Raw genomic sequence first — 999 nt, 5'->3', positions numbered from 1 at the left:
GGCTCCCCCCTCTGCTGCGCGGCCTGGTGCGTGCCCGGCGCCGCCGCGTCGGCGGTCCGGCCGCGGACGACGGTGCGGAGCTGCGGCGCAGGCTGGCGGCCCAGACGGACGACGGCGAACGCGACCGCCTCCTGGTGGATCTGGTGCGCACGCAGGTCGCGACGGTGCTCGGCCACGCCCACGCCGGCGCCATCCGGCCCGACCGGGCGTTCAAGGAACTCGGCTTCGACTCGCTCACCGCCGTGGAGCTGCGCAACGGCCTGCGCTCGGCGACCGGACTGAAACTGCCCGCCACCCTGGTGTTCGACCACCCGACGCCCGCCGCGGTCGCCGACGAGCTGCGCGCGCGGCTGACCGACGGCCCGAAGCCCGCCGGAACGCCCCTGGAAGCGCAACTCGCGTACCTGGAGGAGGCCTTGGCGTCGGCGTCACCGGACGCCGAGGCGTACGGCCGGGTCGCCGACCGGTTGCGCGCCCTGACGGCCGGCTGGATCGCGGCCCACCGGCCGGCCGAGAGGGAGGAGGCGGATCTGGACGCGCTCTCGGCCGACGAGCTGTTCGACGTCCTGGACGACGAACTGGACACACGCTCCTCGTGACGGACGCGCGGGGGACCGCACCACCGACGGGAGGGGAACCGCCTCATGACCACCGAAGCGACCGGGAGGCACCGGCGGGCGGCGAGGGCTCCTCGTGCCGTCCCGCCCCGCTGACCCGTTCCCCTTCCACGGGGCGCTGTCCGCGCTCGTGGAGGAGGCCGGCGGCGGCCGATCCGACGAGGACGAGCGCCATCGGCTCGTCCTCGTCGAAGCGCCCCGTCACCGGCCTCGTCGCGGTCGGCACGGCCGTGCGCTCGTGGACCGCCCCGACGGGCCGGACGGCCGGGGCACGGAAGAGCCCCCGCGCGATCGTCACGCGGGGGCGGCCCTCACTCGGGGTTCGGAGCGGGGACGGGGTCGGCCTCCGGCCGCGCCTCCGGCGCCGGCCCGGCGCCGGGAG

At 77.2% G+C, this 999-nt stretch carries 2 protein-coding genes; one reads left to right on the top strand and one right to left on the bottom strand.

Annotated elements, in window-relative coordinates:
* The coding region (locus B7767_RS45995) for an acyl carrier protein (protein WP_179167474.1) at nt 1-599 on the top strand (599 nt) is incomplete at its 5' end.
* Between the two features lie 43 nt (nt 600-642).
* Here B7767_RS45995 and B7767_RS38280 read toward each other — a convergent pair.
* The gene (locus tag B7767_RS38280; RefSeq protein WP_085575999.1) at nt 643-915 is read right to left on the bottom strand and encodes a hypothetical protein; all 273 of its coding nucleotides are present in this window, start codon (nt 913-915) and stop codon (nt 643-645) included.
* Between the last annotated feature and the right edge of the window lie 84 nt (nt 916-999).

The organism is Streptomyces sp. 13-12-16, from assembly GCF_002114215.1.
Taxonomy (GTDB): Bacteria; Actinomycetota; Actinomycetes; order Streptomycetales; family Streptomycetaceae; genus Streptomyces.
The sequence above is the reverse complement of the archived record's forward strand: the minus strand, read 5'-3'. Positions and strand labels throughout refer to the sequence as shown.